This is a genomic window from Streptococcus pyogenes (assembly GCF_002055535.1).
In the GTDB taxonomy this organism is placed as follows: domain Bacteria; phylum Bacillota; class Bacilli; order Lactobacillales; family Streptococcaceae; genus Streptococcus; species Streptococcus pyogenes.
On the sequence record NZ_LN831034.1, the window covers coordinates 61,111 to 75,520 of the forward strand.

Here is a 14,410-nt window from a genome sequence, read left to right on the forward strand (position 1 = left end):
CTTTTCAGGTTTCTATTGACTTTCATTGTGAAAAGATGTACAATTTATTTGTAACCGATTACAAAAAAGTCATTATTAGATGGAGGACTGATATGAAAGCCGTAGTTGTTAATCAAGCTAGTACAGGTGTCGAAGTTGTTGAGCATGATCTTCCAAATATTGGTCATGGTGAAGCGCTTGTTAAAGTAGAATACTGTGGCGTTTGTCATACTGATTTACACGTTGCACATGGCGATTTTGGTCAGGTACCAGGACGTATTTTGGGGCACGAAGGTATTGGTATAGTAGAAGAAATTGGAGAAGGCGTAACATCCTTAAAGGTTGGTGATCGTGTCTCTATTGCATGGTTCTTTGAAGGATGTGGTCATTGCGAATACTGTACTACAGGACGTGAGACACTTTGTCGTAGTGTTAAAAATGCTGGATACAGTGTTGATGGAGGAATGAGTGAATATGCAGTAGTAACAGCTGATTATGCAGTTAAAGTTCCAGAAGGTTTAGACCCGGCTCAAGCTTCTTCCATTACTTGTGCTGGTGTAACAACTTATAAAGCTATTAAAGAGGCAGGTGCTGCTCCAGGCCAATGGATTGTTATCTTTGGGGCTGGTGGCCTTGGAAATCTGGCTGTTCAATACGCTAAAAAAGTCTTTAATGCACATGTTGTCGCAGTGGACATTAATAATGATAAACTTGAGTTAGCTAAAGAAGTTGGCGCAGATATTTTAGTTAACGGCAAAGAAATTGAAGATGTTCCAGGCTATATTCAAGAAAAAACCGGTGGAGCACATGGTGTTGTGGTAACGGCTGTTTCTAAAGTTGCTTTTAACCAAGCAATTGATAGTGTCCGTGCCGGTGGAACAGTTGTAGCCGTAGGTCTTCCATCAGAATACATGGAACTGTCTATCGTAAAAACTGTTTTAGATGGTATCAAAGTGGTCGGATCACTTGTAGGGACACGTAAAGACTTGGAAGAAGCCTTTGCCTTTGGTGCAGAAGGTCTGGTTGCTCCGGTTGTCGAAAAAGTTCCAGTTGACACTGCTCCAGAAGTCTTTGATGAAATGGAACGTGGTTTAATCCAAGGGCGCAAGGTCTTAGATTTCATCAGCTAAACATACAAATGTATTAAATATGAGATAAGCCTAAGTTGCTTAAACTTGATTCCAAATAAAATAGCACTCTCGAGTATCAGAAAACATTTTTGACTCGAGAGTGCTATTTTGATACATTGAAAGTTGCTAAATGAAGAATATATTATATAATAGAAAAAATTCGTTTGGAGTCCTTTTGTTCTTCATCTTCTTAGTTATAAACGTTAGGTAAATGTTAAGGATTGGCATGTGGTCAATTGTTACTGTAACACTAAGTGTCGTGTATCTTGGGACTCTGCTATTAAGATAGACTTTATGAATTCATTAATGGACCAAAATAACTGAATGAGTCCAGTGACTGTGTTTGAAAAAATCGTTTGATCAAGAATTTTTTATTAGGGGACATAAATGATATATAATAATAGAAGAAAAATTTTCTCTTTAGCTCTGCCTTCTATGATAGAAAATATTTTACAGATGTTAATGGGAATGGTTGATAATTACCTGGTGGCTCAAATTGGACTTGTAGCAGTCTCTGGTGTCTCCATAGCTAACAACATTATCAGTATTTATCAGTCCCTCTTTATCGCGCTGGGAGCTGCTGTATCTAGTCTGATTGCTCGAAGTATTGGAGAAAATAATCAGAACAAACAATTAAACTATATGGCAGGTGTCTTGCAAGTAACACTCCTCCTTTCGGTCGGCTTAGGGTTGTTATCAGTTGCTGGACATCATCAGGTGTTAGAATGGCTAGGAGCTGAAGCTTCTGTAACATTGGTTGGAGGGCAATATCTATCCATTGTCGGCGGTATGATTGTTAGTCTAGGACTTTTAACTAGCTTAGGAGCTATTGTTCGAGCTCAAGGGTATCCTAAGATTCCTATGCAAGTGAGCTTATTAATAAACGTACTCAATGCCATTTTTTCTGCCTTGTCTATCTATGTATGGGGATTTGGTCTTCTTGGTGTTGCTTGGGCGACGGTTTTATCTCGTTTAGTGGGTGTGTTTTTACTTTGTCAGTTTATTCCTATTAAACAGGTTGCGAAACGATTGATGAGACCTTTGGACAAAATTATTTTTGATTTATCACTACCTGCTGCTGGTGAACGTTTGATGATGAGAGCAGGAGATGTCCTAATTATTGGCATTGTTGTTCGCTTTGGGACAACGGCCTTGGCAGGTAATGCTATTGGAGAAACCTTGACTCAGTTTAATTACATGCCTGGCTTAGCCATGGCAACGGCAACAATTATTCTAGTGGCTAGGCAACTGGGGGGCGGTAAGGTGACTGAGATAAGGTATATTATTAGAGAAGCTTTTATTTTATCCACCCTCATGATGCTGGTTATGGGAGCCTTGACCTATCTGCTAGGTCCTAGTCTCTTGCCGCTATTTACACAGAATACTGATGCTCAAAGGTCTGCCATGATTGTTTTACTTTTTTCTTTACTAGGAGCTCCCGCAACGGCAGGCACTTTAGTTTATACAGCCGTCTGGCAGGGTTTGGGAAAAGCAAAGCTTCCTTTCTATGCAACAACCATAGGAATGTGGGTGATTCGCATTGGCCTTGGTTATGTGATTGGTGTGGTTTGGCAATATGGACTCATAGGGGTCTGGATGGCGACAGTGTTAGATAATACCAGTCGGTGGTTTATTCTCTCTAAACACTTTAAAAAGTACCAAGAAATTACCTTTCATTAGGAAGGTAGTTTTTTTTTGAAAAAAATGCCTAAAAAGCTTGCAATGACTAAATGATTCTGTTATTATATTGTGGTGCTGTAAAAATACAGCTTTAGCAATGATACAAGAGGTTGCGACACGCTCGGTTGCATTGCCACGCAACAGGTGTCGGTTTTCTTGAGGAGCTAGCCTATTATCGTAAATAGACGAGAGGAGAAAAGATGGCAAACAAAAAAATCCGTATCCGTTTGAAAGCGTACGAACACCGTACACTTGATACAGCGGCAGAAAAAATCGTTGAAACTGCAACACGTACAGGTGCTACAGTTGCTGGACCAGTTCCACTTCCAACTGAACGCAGTCTTTACACAATTATTCGTGCGACTCACAAATACAAAGATTCTCGCGAACAATTTGAAATGCGTACACACAAACGTTTGGTAGACATCATCAATCCAACACAAAAAACTGTTGATGCTTTGATGAAACTTGATCTTCCAAGTGGTGTCAACGTAGAAATCAAACTTTAATCGGTGAGATTTTGCAAGTACAGTTAGTGTTTGATGGAACTTGAACACGAGCTAAACTCTACATGAAAAAGATAAATCTTCCTCGAAACAGAAGCTTTTGTGTTAGATTTTCTATTTTTATTTTGAGTTTGACGCTCTTTGTATCTTGCTATGAGCACAAAAAACGCTCGTAAAAAACTTTTTTGAGCACAAAAAACGCTCATAAAAAACTTTTTGAAATATTATTAAGAAAAGGAAATATTTTCTCATGACAAAAGGAATCTTAGGGAAAAAAGTGGGAATGACTCAAATCTTCACTGAATCAGGCGAATTCATCCCTGTTACTGTCATTGAAGCAACTCCAAACGTTGTGCTTCAAGTTAAAACTGTTGAAACAGACGGTTATGAAGCAGTTCAGGTTGGTTTTGATGACAAACGTGAAGTCTTGAGTAACAAACCTGCCAAAGGCCATGTTGCAAAAGCAAACACAGCTCCTAAGCGCTTCATTCGTGAATTCAAAAACATTGAAGGCTTAGAAGTTGGTGCAGAATTATCTGTAGAACAATTTGAAGCTGGTGATGTTGTTGACGTCACAGGGACATCAAAAGGTAAAGGTTTCCAAGGTGTTATCAAACGCCATGGTCAATCACGTGGTCCTATGGCTCACGGTTCTCGTTACCATCGTCGCCCAGGTTCTATGGGACCTGTTGCGCCTAACCGCGTTTTCAAAAACAAACGCTTGGCAGGACGTATGGGTGGTAACCGTGTAACAGTTCAAAACCTTGAAATTGTACAAGTTATCCCAGAAAAGAACGTTATCCTTGTTAAAGGTAACGTACCAGGTGCTAAGAAATCTCTTATCACTATCAAGTCAGCAGTTAAAGCTGCTAAATAATAAGAAAGGAGAAAACAGTTAAAATGGCAAACGTAAAACTATTTGACCAAACTGGTAAAGAAGTTAGCTCAGTTGAATTAAACGACGCTATCTTCGGTATCGAACCAAACGAATCAGTTGTTTTTGATGTTGTAATTAGCCAACGCGCTAGCCTTCGCCAAGGTACTCATGCGGTTAAAAACCGTTCAGCAGTATCAGGTGGTGGACGTAAACCATGGCGTCAAAAAGGAACTGGACGCGCTCGTCAAGGTTCTATCCGCTCACCACAATGGCGTGGTGGTGGTGTTGTCTTTGGACCAACTCCCCGTTCATACGGATACAAACTTCCACAAAAAGTTCGTCGCCTTGCGTTGAAATCAGTTTACTCAGCAAAAGTTGCTGAAGATAAATTTGTAGCTGTAGAAGGCCTTTCATTTGCAGCACCAAAAACTGCTGAATTTGCAAAAGTGCTTTCAGCTCTTAGCATTGATACAAAAGTACTTGTTCTTGTTGAAGAAGGAAATGAATTTGCAGCACTTTCTGCACGTAACCTTCCAAACGTAACTGTTGCAACTGCAGCAACTGCAAGTGTTCTTGATATCGTGAACGCAGACAAACTTCTTGTTACTAAAGAAGCAATCTCTACAATTGAGGAGGTTCTTGCATAATGAATTTGTACGACGTAATCAAAAAACCAGTTATCACTGAGAAGTCAATGATTGCTCTTGAAGCAGGCAAATACACTTTCGAAGTTGATACTCGTGCACACAAACTTTTGATCAAACAAGCTGTTGAAGCTGCTTTTGACGGAGTTAAAGTTGCAAGTGTAAACACTGTTAACGTTAAACCAAAAGCAAAACGCGTTGGTCGTTACACAGGTTTCACTTCAAAAACTAAAAAAGCTATCATCACTCTTACAGCTGATTCTAAAGCAATCGAGTTGTTCGCAGCTGAAGCTGAATAATCTAAGGAGGAAATAACGTGGGTATTAAAGTTTATAAACCAACGACAAATGGCCGTCGTAACATGACTTCTTTGGATTTCGCGGAAATCACAACAAGCACGCCTGAGAAATCATTGCTTGTTTCTCTTAAGAGCAAAGCTGGTCGTAACAACAATGGTCGCATCACAGTTCGTCACCAAGGTGGTGGACACAAACGTCATTACCGTTTGATCGACTTCAAACGTAACAAAGATGGCGTTGAAGCAGTTGTTAAAACAATCGAATACGATCCAAACCGTACTGCAAACATCGCACTTGTACATTACACTGACGGTGTGAAAGCTTACATCATTGCACCTAAAGGTCTTGAAGTAGGTCAACGTATTGTTTCTGGTCCAGATGCAGATATCAAAGTTGGTAACGCACTTCCATTAGCAAACATTCCTGTCGGTACAGTTGTTCACAATATTGAGTTGAAACCTGGTAAAGGTGGAGAACTTGTTCGTGCAGCTGGAGCTTCTGCTCAAGTACTTGGTCAAGAAGGTAAATACGTTCTTGTTCGTCTTCAATCAGGCGAAGTTCGTATGATTCTTGGTACATGCCGTGCAACTATCGGTACTGTTGGTAACGAACAACAATCACTTGTTAACATTGGTAAAGCAGGACGTAGCCGTTGGAAAGGTATCCGCCCAACAGTTCGTGGTTCTGTAATGAACCCTAACGATCACCCACACGGTGGTGGTGAAGGTAAAGCACCAGTTGGACGTAAAGCGCCATCAACTCCATGGGGTAAACCAGCGCTTGGTCTTAAAACTCGTAACAAGAAAGCTAAATCAGACAAACTTATCGTTCGTCGTCGTAACGAAAAATAATTTTAGTAAGTTGCTAAAAACTTGCTGAAATAGCGTTACAATAGCTTTGCTATTTATTCCGCCAACTCGGTAGAGTTTGGAGTCTTGCTCTTGAATTCAAGCCGCTGTGGTACATTATTTAAAGGAGAAAACTACAAAATGGGACGTAGTCTTAAAAAAGGACCTTTCGTCGATGAGCATTTGATGAAAAAAGTTGAAGCTCAAGCAAACGACGAAAAGAAAAAAGTAATCAAAACTTGGTCACGTCGTTCAACGATTTTCCCAAGTTTCATCGGATATACAATCGCAGTTTATGACGGACGTAAACATGTACCTGTTTACATCCAAGAAGACATGGTAGGTCACAAACTTGGTGAATTTGCACCAACGCGTACTTACAAAGGTCACGCAGCTGACGACAAGAAAACACGTCGTTAATAGGAGGAGGACACAATGGCAGAAATTACTTCAGCTAAAGCAATGGCTCGTACAGTGCGTGTTTCACCTCGTAAAACACGTTTAGTACTTGATCTTATCCGTGGTAAGAAAGTTGCTGACGCAATCGCAATCTTAAAATTCACTCCAAACAAAGCAGCTCGTGTTATTGAGAAAACTCTTAACTCAGCAATTGCTAACGCAGAAAACAACTTTGGTTTGGAAAAAGCAAACTTGGTAGTATCTGAAACATTCGCTAACGAAGGACCAACAATGAAACGTTTCCGTCCACGTGCGAAAGGTTCAGCTTCACCAATCAACAAACGTACAACTCACGTAACTGTAGTTGTATCAGAAAAATAAGGAGGTAAAATCGTGGGTCAAAAAGTACATCCAATTGGTATGCGTGTCGGAATCATCCGTGACTGGGATGCGAAATGGTATGCTGAAAAAGAATACGCGGATTACCTTCATGAAGATCTTGCAATCCGTAAATTCATTAATAAAGAATTAGCTGACGCATCAGTTTCAACTATTGAAATTGAACGTGCAGTAAACAAAGTTATTGTTTCACTTCACACTGCTAAACCAGGTATGGTTATCGGTAAAGGTGGCGCAAACGTTGACGCTCTTCGTGGTCAACTTAACAAATTAACTGGAAAACAAGTACACATCAACATCATCGAAATCAAACAACCTGATTTAGATGCTCACCTTGTTGGTGAAAACATTGCTCGTCAACTTGAGCAACGTGTTGCTTTCCGTCGTGCTCAAAAACAAGCAATCCAACGTACAATGCGTGCAGGAGCTAAAGGGATTAAAACTCAAGTTTCTGGTCGTTTGAACGGTGCTGATATCGCTCGTGCTGAAGGTTATTCAGAAGGAACTGTTCCACTTCACACGCTTCGCGCTGATATCGACTATGCTTGGGAAGAAGCTGACACAACTTATGGTAAACTTGGCGTTAAAGTTTGGATTTACCGTGGAGAAGTTCTTCCAGCTCGTAAAAACACTAAAGGAGGCAAATAACAAATGTTAGTACCTAAACGTGTTAAACACCGTCGCGAATTCCGTGGAAAAATGCGCGGTGAGGCTAAAGGTGGTAAAGAAGTTTCATTCGGTGAATACGGACTTCAAGCCACAACTAGCCACTGGATTACAAACCGTCAAATCGAAGCTGCCCGTATTGCGATGACTCGTTACATGAAACGTGGTGGTAAAGTTTGGATTAAAATCTTCCCACACAAATCATACACTGCAAAAGCTATCGGTGTACGTATGGGTTCTGGTAAAGGGGCACCTGAAGGTTGGGTAGCACCAGTTAAACGTGGTAAAGTGATGTTTGAAATTGCTGGTGTTTCTGAAGAAATTGCTCGCGAAGCATTACGTCTTGCTAGCCACAAATTACCAGTTAAGTGCAAATTCGTAAAACGTGAAGCAGAATAAGGAGAAGACATGAAACTTCAAGAAATTAAAGATTTTGTTAAAGAGCTTCGTGGATTGTCTCAAGAAGAACTTGCTAAGAAAGAAAACGAACTCAAAAAAGAATTGTTTGATCTTCGTTTCCAAGCTGCAGCAGGTCAACTTGAAAAGACTGCTCGCCTTGACGAAGTTAAGAAACAAATTGCACGTGTTAAAACTGTGCAATCAGAAATGAAATAATAGATTGGGAAAGGAGAAATTCTAAATGGAACGTAATCAACGTAAAACTCTTTACGGACGCGTAGTGTCTGACAAGATGGACAAAACAATCACAGTTGTAGTTGAAACTAAACGTAACCACCCAGTCTATGGTAAACGTATCAACTATTCTAAAAAATATAAAGCACATGACGAAAACAACGTTGCTAAAGAAGGCGATATCGTTCGTATCATGGAAACTCGCCCACTTTCAGCTACAAAACGTTTCCGTCTTGTGGAAGTAGTGGAAAAAGCTGTTATTATCTAATCAAACTAAAAGGAGAAAATTGAAATGATTCAACAAGAAACTCGCTTGAAAGTTGCTGATAATAGCGGTGCTCGTGAGATCTTGACTATCAAAGTACTTGGTGGTTCAGGACGTAAATTCGCTAACATCGGTGACGTAATCGTTGCTTCTGTAAAACAAGCTACTCCTGGTGGAGCAGTTAAAAAAGGTGATGTGGTTAAAGCTGTTATCGTTCGTACAAAAACTGGTGCACGCCGTCCAGACGGTTCATACATCAAATTTGACGACAATGCTGCTGTAATCATCCGTGATGATAAAACTCCTCGCGGAACTCGTATCTTTGGCCCAGTTGCACGCGAATTGCGTGAGGGTGGCTACATGAAGATCGTATCACTTGCACCAGAAGTACTTTAATCTCAGATTAACAAACGTAGTCCCCTAGGTTTTCCTAGGGTGCCCATCGGGGCGTAAGAAATAATAGGAGAAACCAGAATGTTTGTAAAAAAAGGCGACAAAGTTCGCGTAATTGCTGGCAAGGACAAAGGCACTGAAGCTGTAGTTCTTAAAGCACTTCCAAAAGTTAACAAAGTTATTGTTGAAGGTGTTGGAATGATTAAAAAACACCAAAAACCTAACACTGAAAATCCTCAAGGAGCTATCGTCGAAAAAGAAGCACCTATCCATGTCTCTAATGTTCAAGTATTAGATAAAAATGGTGTAGCTGGACGTATTGGTTATAAAGTTGTTGACGGTAAAAAAGTACGTTACAGCAAAAAATCAGGCGAAGTGCTTGATTAATCACGAAGGAAAGGAGAAGCATAATGGCAAATCGTTTAAAAGAAAAATATACTAACGAAGTAATTCCTGCGTTGACAGAGAAATTCAATTACACATCAGTTATGGCTGTGCCAAAAGTTGAGAAAATTGTTCTCAATATGGGTGTTGGTGATGCTGTATCCAACGCAAAAAACCTAGAGAAAGCTGCAGCTGAATTAGCACTTATCTCAGGTCAAAAACCACTTATTACTAAAGCTAAGAAATCAATCGCTGGCTTCCGTCTTCGTGAAGGTGTAGCGATCGGTGCAAAAGTTACCCTCCGTGGCGAACGTATGTACGAATTCCTAGACAAATTGGTTAGCGTTTCACTTCCTCGTGTACGTGACTTCCATGGCGTTCCAACAAAATCGTTTGATGGACGCGGAAACTACACTCTCGGTGTGAAAGAACAACTTATCTTCCCAGAAATCAGCTTTGATGATGTTGATAAAGTACGTGGTCTTGATATTGTAATCGTCACTACTGCAAATACTGACGAAGAATCACGTGAATTGCTTAAGGGCCTTGGAATGCCTTTTGCAAAATAATAGGGGGTAAATAAATTGGCTAAAAAATCTATGATTGCTAAGAACAAACGTCCTGCAAAACACTCTACACAAGCTTATACTCGCTGTGAAAAATGTGGACGTCCACATTCAGTTTACCGCAAGTTTAAACTTTGTCGTGTTTGCTTCCGTGAATTGGCTTACAAAGGTCAAATTCCAGGTGTTGTCAAAGCTTCTTGGTAAAAATATGACACAAAACTTAATTTGTTCTTCAGATTAAGTCTTGTGCTTAATTAAAACGGTGTGAGCATAAGCTGATACCAAAGTCCTTTAAGGACAACATTAACTAGTAAGTGATAGCATCAAACTGCTAGTAAGAGGAGAATATAAAAAATGGTTATGACTGACCCAATTGCAGACTTTTTAACACGTATCCGTAATGCTAATCAAGTAAAACACGAAGTGTTAGAAGTACCTGCTTCAAACATTAAAAAAGGGATTGCTGAGATTCTTAAACGTGAAGGTTTTGTAAAAAATGTTGAAGTTATCGAAGATGATAAACAAGGCATCATTCGTGTGTTCTTAAAATACGGAAAAAATGGTGAACGTGTTATCACTAACTTAAAACGTATTTCAAAACCAGGTCTTCGCGTTTACGCAAAACGTGATGACATGCCTAAAGTTCTTAACGGACTTGGAATTGCAATCATTTCAACATCAGAAGGTCTTTTGACTGACAAAGAAGCTCGCCAAAAGAATGTTGGTGGAGAAGTGATCGCTTACGTTTGGTAATTTAAGATACTAAGAGCGTCGTGGACAAAGTGAAAATAGGAAATCTGACGTAGCGTGTTTACACTCAAGGAAGATTTATCTTTTTCACACAGACCACAGCTCGTGTTCAATTTTGAAATATAAATTGAAGTATATCATTCTATCAAACCCCCGTGAAAACTAGTCGCTATGCGGCTTGACAATTTAACAGGAGAAAATAAACATGTCACGTATTGGTAATAAAGTAATTACTATGCCTGCAGGCGTTGAATTAACAAATAACAACAATGTTATTACTGTTAAAGGCCCTAAAGGCGAACTCACTCGTGAGTTCAACAAAAATATTGAAATCAAAGTTGAAGGGACTGAAATCACAGTTGTACGTCCTAACGACTCAAAAGAAATGAAAACAATCCATGGTACAACCCGTGCTAACTTGAATAACATGGTTGTAGGTGTTTCTGAAGGTTTCAAAAAAGATCTTGAAATGAAGGGTGTCGGTTACCGTGCTCAACTTCAAGGTACTAAACTTGTCCTTTCAGTAGGTAAATCTCACCAAGACGAAGTTGAAGCTCCAGAAGGAATTACTTTCACTGTTGCTAACCCAACTTCAATCTCAGTTGAAGGAATCAACAAAGAAGTTGTTGGTCAAACAGCTGCTTACATCCGTAGCTTGCGTTCACCAGAGCCTTACAAAGGCAAAGGGATCCGTTACGTTGGTGAATACGTACGCCTTAAAGAAGGTAAAACAGGTAAATAATGTTCTTAGTCGGGTATGGGAAGTATTGCACCTTAACATGCTCGATAAGTTCAATCGACAACTTGTCAATGAGACAAATTGATTAAAATTAAGAGGTGAAAATTGTGATTTCGAAACCAGATAAAAACAAAATCCGCCAAAAACGCCACCGTCGCGTCCGCGGTAAACTCTCTGGAACTGCTGATCGCCCACGTTTGAACGTATTCCGTTCTAATACAGGCATCTACGCTCAAGTTATTGATGACGTAGCGGGTGTAACGCTCGCAAGTGCATCAACTCTTGATAAAGACGTTTCTAAAGGAACAAAAACAGAACAAGCCGTTGTAGTCGGCAAACTTGTTGCTGAACGTGCAGTGGCTAAAGGTATTTCTGAAGTGGTGTTTGACCGCGGTGGATATCTCTATCACGGACGTGTTAAAGCCTTGGCTGATGCAGCTCGTGAAAACGGATTGAAATTCTAATAGGGAGGACACAAAATAATGGCATTTAAAGATAATGCAGTTGAACTTGAAGAACGCGTTGTTGCGATTAACCGCGTTACAAAAGTTGTTAAAGGTGGACGTCGTCTTCGCTTTGCAGCTCTTGTAGTTGTTGGTGATGGAAATGGTCGTGTTGGATTTGGTACTGGTAAAGCTCAAGAAGTTCCAGAAGCTATCCGTAAAGCAGTTGAAGCTGCTAAGAAAAACATGATCGAAGTACCAATGGTTGGTACAACAATCCCTCACGAAGTTTACACTAACTTCGGTGGAGCTAAAGTATTATTGAAACCAGCTGTAGAAGGTTCTGGAGTTGCTGCTGGTGGTGCAGTTCGTGCCGTCATCGAATTAGCAGGTGTTGCTGATATTACTTCAAAATCTCTTGGTTCAAACACTCCAATCAACATTGTTCGTGCAACTGTTGAAGGATTGAAACAACTTAAACGTGCAGAAGAAGTTGCCGCACTTCGTGGCATCTCAGTTTCTGACTTAGCATAAGAAAGGGGATCATCATGGCTCAAATTAAAATTACTTTGACTAAGTCTCCTATCGGACGTAAGCCAGAACAACGTAAAACTGTTGTTGCTCTTGGACTTGGTAAATTAAACTCTTCAGTAGTCAAAGAAGATAATGCTGCTATCCGTGGTATGGTGACAGCTATTTCTCACTTGGTTACCGTTGAAGATGTTAAATAAGTTATAACTGTGAAATCTCTGATTTCATAATTAAAAACGAGCACAAAACCGACTCTTGTAGTTTGCTTTTTGGCAACAAACAGTAGTCGGTTAGTGCGTATCTGTATTAAGTTATTTTGGATAACTTAAGTATCATTAATGTATAGGCGAGTTTCTATAGGGAGTCCTTTTCCCTCATAGAGGCGCTAGCATTTTACAAAAAAAGGAGAAAAAATGAAACTTCATGAATTAAAAGCTGCTGAAGGCTCACGTAAAGTACGTAACCGTGTTGGTCGTGGGACATCATCAGGTAATGGTAAAACATCTGGTCGCGGTCAAAAAGGTCAAAAAGCTCGTAGCGGTGGCGGTGTACGTTTAGGTTTTGAAGGTGGACAAACACCATTGTTCCGTCGTATTCCAAAACGTGGCTTTACAAATATTAATACTAAAGAATATGCACTTGTGAATCTTGATCAACTGAATGTTTTTGATGATGGTACAGAAGTGACTCCGGCTATTTTAAAAGATGCTGGTATTGTCCGAGCTGAAAAATCAGGCGTTAAAGTGCTTGGTAACGGTGAATTGACTAAAAAATTGACTGTAAAAGCAGCTAAGTTCTCAAAATCTGCTGAAGCAGCTATTATTGCTAAAGGTGGTTCAATCGAAGTCATCTAATGAGGGGATACTCATTATGTTCTTAAAAATACTAAAAGACGCGTTAAAGATAAAGACTGTACGGAATAAAATTTTCTTTACTATATTTATCATTCTTGTATTCCGAATTGGGACACATATTACCGTACCTGGTGTAAATGCCAAGAGCTTAGAGCAATTAAGTGAACTCCCTTTCTTAAATATGTTAAACTTAGTTAGTGGTAATGCGATGAGAAATTTCTCAGTATTTTCAATGGGGGTTAGCCCATATATTACTGCTTCTATCGTTGTTCAGTTATTGCAGATGGATATTTTACCTAAGTTTGTTGAGTGGGGCAAACAAGGTGAGGTTGGACGTCGTAAATTAAATCAAGCGACGCGCTATATTTCACTTGTTTTGGCTTTTGCCCAATCCATTGGTATCACTGCAGGGTTTAATACTTTGTCGAACGTTGCACTTGTTAAGACACCAGACATCAAAACATATTTACTGATCGGGGCATTACTGACAACAGGTAGCGTTATTGTTACCTGGCTTGGAGAACAAATCACAGATAAAGGATTTGGTAATGGCGTATCAATGATTATCTTTGCGGGTATTATTTCGTCTATTCCAAGTGCAATTGCAACAATTCGTGAAGACTATTTTGTAAATGTTAAGGCAAGTGATTTACACTCGTCTTATCTCATTGTTGGGATTTTAATCATAGCTGTTCTTGCTATTGTTTTCTTTACAACATATGTCCAACAAGCGGAATATAAAATTCCAATCCAATACACAAAGCTAATGCAAGGTGCACCTACAAGTTCATATCTTCCATTAAAAGTAAATCCAGCCGGCGTTATTCCCGTTATCTTTGCTAGCTCGATTACAACTATCCCAAGTACGATTATTCCTTTTGTTCAAAATGGTAGAGATTTACCGTGGTTAAACCGTTTGCAAGAAATTTTTAATTATCAAACTCCAGTCGGAATGATAGTTTACGCCTTGTTGATTATATTGTTCTCATTCTTCTATACCTTTGTACAAGTTAATCCTGAGAAGACAGCAGAAAATCTTCAGAAGAATTCCTCATATATACCAAGTGTTCGCCCTGGACGTGAGACAGAACAATTTATGTCCGCATTGCTAAAAAAACTAGCAACCGTAGGAGCTATCTTCTTAGCATTTATCTCTTTAGCGCCAATAGCAGCACAACAAGCTCTCAACCTTTCTTCTAGTATTGCTTTAGGTGGAACTAGTTTGCTCATTTTGATTTCAACTGGTATCGAAGGTATGAAACAGCTTGAGGGATATCTTCTAAAGAGAAAATATGTCGGATTTATGAATACAGCAGAATAGAATACAGGTTGACATTGTCAACCTTCTATTTTGTTTTTAAATGACAATAAGACTTGGTTATCATCAAACGATTTCTTGTTGCCATTTGAAAACAAAAACCAAGG

Annotated in this window: 24 protein-coding genes; all 24 read left to right on the plus strand. The window is 39.6% G+C overall.

The annotated features are described in order from the left end of the window. The first annotated feature begins 92 nt into the window (after positions 1-92). The gene (gene adhP, locus B6D67_RS00355) at positions 93-1,109 is read left to right on the plus strand and encodes an alcohol dehydrogenase AdhP (protein WP_010921783.1); all 1,017 of its coding nucleotides are present in this window, start codon (positions 93-95) and stop codon (positions 1,107-1,109) included. A 387-nt stretch (positions 1,110-1,496) separates the two neighbouring features. After that, positions 1,497-2,789: an MATE family efflux transporter gene (locus B6D67_RS00360; protein ID WP_010921784.1), complete on the plus strand. Its 1,293-nt coding sequence runs from the start codon at positions 1,497-1,499 to the stop codon at positions 2,787-2,789. Positions 2,790-2,989: 200 nt separating this feature from the next. Then, positions 2,990-3,298, plus strand: coding sequence for a 30S ribosomal protein S10 (gene rpsJ, locus B6D67_RS00365; RefSeq protein ID WP_001284518.1), 309 nt, complete (start codon positions 2,990-2,992; stop codon positions 3,296-3,298). 247 nt (positions 3,299-3,545) lie between these two features. Further along, entirely contained in the window at positions 3,546-4,172 is a 627-nt protein-coding gene (rplC, locus tag B6D67_RS00370; protein ID WP_002986659.1) for a 50S ribosomal protein L3, read from the plus strand. 23 nt (positions 4,173-4,195) lie between these two features. After that, a complete protein-coding gene (gene rplD / locus B6D67_RS00375; RefSeq protein WP_002986657.1) occupies positions 4,196-4,819 on the plus strand; it encodes a 50S ribosomal protein L4 in 624 nt (207 codons plus the stop codon). Next, positions 4,819-5,115, plus strand: a complete 297-nt coding sequence (locus B6D67_RS00380; protein WP_002986656.1) for a 50S ribosomal protein L23 — start codon at positions 4,819-4,821, stop codon at positions 5,113-5,115. The genes rplD and B6D67_RS00380 overlap by 1 nt, the downstream gene beginning before the upstream one ends. Positions 5,116-5,132: 17 nt before the next feature. Continuing rightward, on the plus strand, positions 5,133-5,966 hold the full coding sequence (gene rplB, locus B6D67_RS00385; protein WP_002986654.1) for a 50S ribosomal protein L2: 834 nt from the start codon (positions 5,133-5,135) through the stop codon (positions 5,964-5,966). Between the two features lie 138 nt (positions 5,967-6,104). Further along, positions 6,105-6,383 (plus strand): 30S ribosomal protein S19, encoded by a 279-nt coding sequence (gene rpsS / locus B6D67_RS00390; RefSeq protein WP_000533765.1) that lies wholly within the window; start codon positions 6,105-6,107, stop codon positions 6,381-6,383. Between the two features lie 15 nt (positions 6,384-6,398). After that, positions 6,399-6,743 carry a 50S ribosomal protein L22 gene (gene rplV / locus B6D67_RS00395; protein ID WP_002986651.1) on the plus strand — a complete coding sequence of 115 codons (345 nt, stop codon included), beginning with the start codon at positions 6,399-6,401 and terminating at the stop codon, positions 6,741-6,743. A 12-nt stretch (positions 6,744-6,755) separates the two neighbouring features. Further along, positions 6,756-7,409 carry a 30S ribosomal protein S3 gene (gene rpsC, locus B6D67_RS00400; RefSeq protein WP_000529929.1) on the plus strand — a complete coding sequence of 218 codons (654 nt, stop codon included), beginning with the start codon at positions 6,756-6,758 and terminating at the stop codon, positions 7,407-7,409. Positions 7,410-7,412: 3 nt separating this feature from the next. After that, positions 7,413-7,826 carry a 50S ribosomal protein L16 gene (rplP, locus tag B6D67_RS00405; protein ID WP_002986644.1) on the plus strand — a complete coding sequence of 138 codons (414 nt, stop codon included), beginning with the start codon at positions 7,413-7,415 and terminating at the stop codon, positions 7,824-7,826. Between the two features lie 9 nt (positions 7,827-7,835). Continuing rightward, the gene (gene rpmC / locus B6D67_RS00410; RefSeq protein ID WP_000775731.1) at positions 7,836-8,042 is read left to right on the plus strand and encodes a 50S ribosomal protein L29; all 207 of its coding nucleotides are present in this window, start codon (positions 7,836-7,838) and stop codon (positions 8,040-8,042) included. Between the two features lie 25 nt (positions 8,043-8,067). Next, on the plus strand, positions 8,068-8,328 hold the full coding sequence (gene rpsQ / locus B6D67_RS00415) for a 30S ribosomal protein S17 (RefSeq protein ID WP_000440811.1): 261 nt from the start codon (positions 8,068-8,070) through the stop codon (positions 8,326-8,328). Positions 8,329-8,352: 24 nt separating this feature from the next. Continuing rightward, positions 8,353-8,721, plus strand: a complete 369-nt coding sequence (rplN, locus tag B6D67_RS00420; protein ID WP_000615920.1) for a 50S ribosomal protein L14 — start codon at positions 8,353-8,355, stop codon at positions 8,719-8,721. Positions 8,722-8,799: 78 nt separating this feature from the next. Beyond that, positions 8,800-9,105, plus strand: coding sequence for a 50S ribosomal protein L24 (gene rplX, locus B6D67_RS00425; RefSeq protein WP_010921786.1), 306 nt, complete (start codon positions 8,800-8,802; stop codon positions 9,103-9,105). Between the two features lie 23 nt (positions 9,106-9,128). Next, the gene (rplE, locus tag B6D67_RS00430; RefSeq protein WP_002986634.1) at positions 9,129-9,671 is read left to right on the plus strand and encodes a 50S ribosomal protein L5; all 543 of its coding nucleotides are present in this window, start codon (positions 9,129-9,131) and stop codon (positions 9,669-9,671) included. A gap of 15 nt (positions 9,672-9,686) precedes the next feature. Beyond that, a complete protein-coding gene (locus tag B6D67_RS00435; RefSeq protein ID WP_002987746.1) occupies positions 9,687-9,872 on the plus strand; it encodes a type Z 30S ribosomal protein S14 in 186 nt (61 codons plus the stop codon). Between the two features lie 150 nt (positions 9,873-10,022). Further along, a complete protein-coding gene (gene rpsH, locus B6D67_RS00440) occupies positions 10,023-10,421 on the plus strand; it encodes a 30S ribosomal protein S8 (protein WP_002987748.1) in 399 nt (132 codons plus the stop codon). A 202-nt stretch (positions 10,422-10,623) separates the two neighbouring features. Further along, positions 10,624-11,160, plus strand: a complete 537-nt coding sequence (gene rplF / locus B6D67_RS00445) for a 50S ribosomal protein L6 (protein ID WP_002986629.1) — start codon at positions 10,624-10,626, stop codon at positions 11,158-11,160. A 104-nt stretch (positions 11,161-11,264) separates the two neighbouring features. Continuing rightward, positions 11,265-11,621, plus strand: coding sequence for a 50S ribosomal protein L18 (rplR, locus tag B6D67_RS00450; protein ID WP_002987751.1), 357 nt, complete (start codon positions 11,265-11,267; stop codon positions 11,619-11,621). A gap of 18 nt (positions 11,622-11,639) precedes the next feature. After that, positions 11,640-12,134, plus strand: coding sequence for a 30S ribosomal protein S5 (gene rpsE / locus B6D67_RS00455; RefSeq protein ID WP_002986625.1), 495 nt, complete (start codon positions 11,640-11,642; stop codon positions 12,132-12,134). A gap of 14 nt (positions 12,135-12,148) precedes the next feature. Further along, entirely contained in the window at positions 12,149-12,331 is a 183-nt protein-coding gene (gene rpmD / locus B6D67_RS00460; RefSeq protein WP_002986624.1) for a 50S ribosomal protein L30, read from the plus strand. Between the two features lie 213 nt (positions 12,332-12,544). Beyond that, positions 12,545-12,985: a 50S ribosomal protein L15 gene (gene rplO, locus B6D67_RS00465; protein ID WP_002986622.1), complete on the plus strand. Its 441-nt coding sequence runs from the start codon at positions 12,545-12,547 to the stop codon at positions 12,983-12,985. Between the two features lie 16 nt (positions 12,986-13,001). Beyond that, a complete protein-coding gene (gene secY, locus B6D67_RS00470; protein ID WP_002986618.1) occupies positions 13,002-14,306 on the plus strand; it encodes a preprotein translocase subunit SecY in 1,305 nt (434 codons plus the stop codon). The last annotated feature ends 104 nt before the right edge of the window (positions 14,307-14,410 follow it).

What these genes read in the sequence shown, in the direction of transcription:
- adhP (WP_010921783.1), top strand. Translation starts at nt 93, where the DNA reads ATGAAAGCCGTAGTTGTTAATCAAGCTAGTACAGGTGTCGAAGTTGTT.
- B6D67_RS00360 (WP_010921784.1), top strand. Translation starts at nt 1,497, where the DNA reads ATGATATATAATAATAGAAGAAAAATTTTCTCTTTAGCTCTGCCTTCT.
- rpsJ (WP_001284518.1), top strand. Translation starts at nt 2,990, where the DNA reads ATGGCAAACAAAAAAATCCGTATCCGTTTGAAAGCGTACGAACACCGT.
- rplC (WP_002986659.1), top strand. Translation starts at nt 3,546, where the DNA reads ATGACAAAAGGAATCTTAGGGAAAAAAGTGGGAATGACTCAAATCTTC.
- rplD (WP_002986657.1), top strand. Translation starts at nt 4,196, where the DNA reads ATGGCAAACGTAAAACTATTTGACCAAACTGGTAAAGAAGTTAGCTCA.
- B6D67_RS00380 (WP_002986656.1), top strand. Translation starts at nt 4,819, where the DNA reads ATGAATTTGTACGACGTAATCAAAAAACCAGTTATCACTGAGAAGTCA.
- rpsS (WP_000533765.1), top strand. Translation starts at nt 6,105, where the DNA reads ATGGGACGTAGTCTTAAAAAAGGACCTTTCGTCGATGAGCATTTGATG.
- rplV (WP_002986651.1), top strand. Translation starts at nt 6,399, where the DNA reads ATGGCAGAAATTACTTCAGCTAAAGCAATGGCTCGTACAGTGCGTGTT.
- rplP (WP_002986644.1), top strand. Translation starts at nt 7,413, where the DNA reads ATGTTAGTACCTAAACGTGTTAAACACCGTCGCGAATTCCGTGGAAAA.
- rpmC (WP_000775731.1), top strand. Translation starts at nt 7,836, where the DNA reads ATGAAACTTCAAGAAATTAAAGATTTTGTTAAAGAGCTTCGTGGATTG.
- rpsQ (WP_000440811.1), top strand. Translation starts at nt 8,068, where the DNA reads ATGGAACGTAATCAACGTAAAACTCTTTACGGACGCGTAGTGTCTGAC.
- rplN (WP_000615920.1), top strand. Translation starts at nt 8,353, where the DNA reads ATGATTCAACAAGAAACTCGCTTGAAAGTTGCTGATAATAGCGGTGCT.
- rplX (WP_010921786.1), top strand. Translation starts at nt 8,800, where the DNA reads ATGTTTGTAAAAAAAGGCGACAAAGTTCGCGTAATTGCTGGCAAGGAC.
- rplE (WP_002986634.1), top strand. Translation starts at nt 9,129, where the DNA reads ATGGCAAATCGTTTAAAAGAAAAATATACTAACGAAGTAATTCCTGCG.
- rpsH (WP_002987748.1), top strand. Translation starts at nt 10,023, where the DNA reads ATGGTTATGACTGACCCAATTGCAGACTTTTTAACACGTATCCGTAAT.
- rplF (WP_002986629.1), top strand. Translation starts at nt 10,624, where the DNA reads ATGTCACGTATTGGTAATAAAGTAATTACTATGCCTGCAGGCGTTGAA.
- rpsE (WP_002986625.1), top strand. Translation starts at nt 11,640, where the DNA reads ATGGCATTTAAAGATAATGCAGTTGAACTTGAAGAACGCGTTGTTGCG.
- rpmD (WP_002986624.1), top strand. Translation starts at nt 12,149, where the DNA reads ATGGCTCAAATTAAAATTACTTTGACTAAGTCTCCTATCGGACGTAAG.
- rplO (WP_002986622.1), top strand. Translation starts at nt 12,545, where the DNA reads ATGAAACTTCATGAATTAAAAGCTGCTGAAGGCTCACGTAAAGTACGT.
- secY (WP_002986618.1), top strand. Translation starts at nt 13,002, where the DNA reads ATGTTCTTAAAAATACTAAAAGACGCGTTAAAGATAAAGACTGTACGG.